Genomic DNA, 1,432 nt, shown 5'->3' with positions numbered 1-1,432 from the left:
TGAACTGACCCCCAGAAGTTGGAGACAACTTTTTGGGGTTTTTACATGGCAAAGTACACCGAGCAGTTCAAGCTGCAGGTCGTTCAGGAGTATCTGTCTGGGGATGAGGGTTTCCGGCTGCTGGCGCAGCGGCATACGCTGGACCGAGGCACCCTGCGTGAATGGGTGGCGGCCTACCGGCACCATGGGATCGCGGGCCTGAGGGGCAAGCGGGTTCTGTATACGGCGGCCTTCAAGCTGTCGGTTTTGCAGCACATGCGCGCTGAGGGGCTGTCGTTGCGGCAGGCGGCGGCGCGGTTCAATATCCGAGGCTACGGCGTCGTTGCTATATGGCAGCGACGGTATGATGCCGGGGGAGAGGAAGCCCTTTCGTCACGACGAACCCGCAATAGCCAGCCCATGCAAAAGCCACCGACTCCCAAGCCCAAGCAGGATAAAGAGCGTACCCGCGAAGAACTGATCGACGAGGTCAACTATCTGCGCGCGGAGGTGGCGTACCTAAAAAAGCTGGATGCCCTGGTTCAGGCGAAGAGAAGCGCTGCGCAGCAGAAAAAGCGCAAGTAGTGCTTGAGCTCAGGGCGCAATTCCCGTTGGCGACGCTGCTGAAGGTGGCCACGCTATCGTCGAGCACGTTCTACTACCAGAGGAAGGCGCTCCAGAGCGGTGACAAGAACCAGGATCTCAAGGCAAGGATTCGGCGGGTGTTCGAGACACACAAGGGCCGCTATGGCTATCGGCGTGTCACCGACGCCATCCGCTCGCAAGGGCTGCTGGTCAACCACAAGCCGGTGCAGCGCCTGATGCTGGAGCTAGGCCTGAAGTCGTGTGTGCGGGTGAAGAAATACCGGTCTTACCGCGGCGAATGCGGTCGCGCAGCGCCCAACGTTCTGGATCGCCAGTTCGAGGCGCAGCGCCCGAACCAAAAATGGGCTACGGACGTGACCGAGTTCAGGGTCGCAGGCCAAAAGCTGTACCTGTCGCCGGTGCTGGATCTGTGCACGGGCGAGATCGTCGCCTACGAGACAGCCAAGCGGCCGCACTTCGAATTGGTCACCAACATGCTGCACAAGGCCATTGCGCGGCTCGGACCTGACGATCGGCCTCTGCTGCACTCCGACCAGGGCTGGCACTACCGCATGCCGCGCTACCAGCGGCTGCTGGCGCAACGCGCCATCACGCAAAGTATGTCGCGCAAGGGCAATTGCCTGGATAACGCCGCCATGGAAAGCTTCTTCGGCACACTAAAGGCCGAGTTCTTCCATACAAGCCAGTTCTGCAGCATCACCGAACTCGAGGCAGGGTTGCATCGATACATTCACTACTACAATCACGAACGCATCAAGCTGAAGCTCAAAGGACTGAGCCCCGTACAGTACAGGGCTCAGTTCGGTTCCACCTAGCTTTGACTCTCCAACTTTACGGGGTCAGTTCA

At 59.6% G+C, this 1,432-nt stretch carries 1 protein-coding gene; it reads left to right on the top strand.

The window, feature by feature from the left end; all coding sequences use genetic code 11:
- The first annotated feature begins 45 nt into the window (after positions 1-45).
- A protein-coding gene (locus AC3WLF_RS31295) for an IS3 family transposase (RefSeq protein WP_492321729.1) occupies positions 46-1,400 on the top strand; the annotation gives its coding sequence in 2 pieces (ribosomal slippage) (positions 46-511 and positions 511-1,400; 1,356 coding nt in all).
- Positions 1,401-1,432 lie beyond the last annotated feature (32 nt).

It is taken from the genome of Cupriavidus sp. FW306-01-F10A (assembly GCF_058782785.1).
The sequence above is the reverse complement of the archived record's forward strand: the minus strand, read 5'-3'. Positions and strand labels throughout refer to the sequence as shown.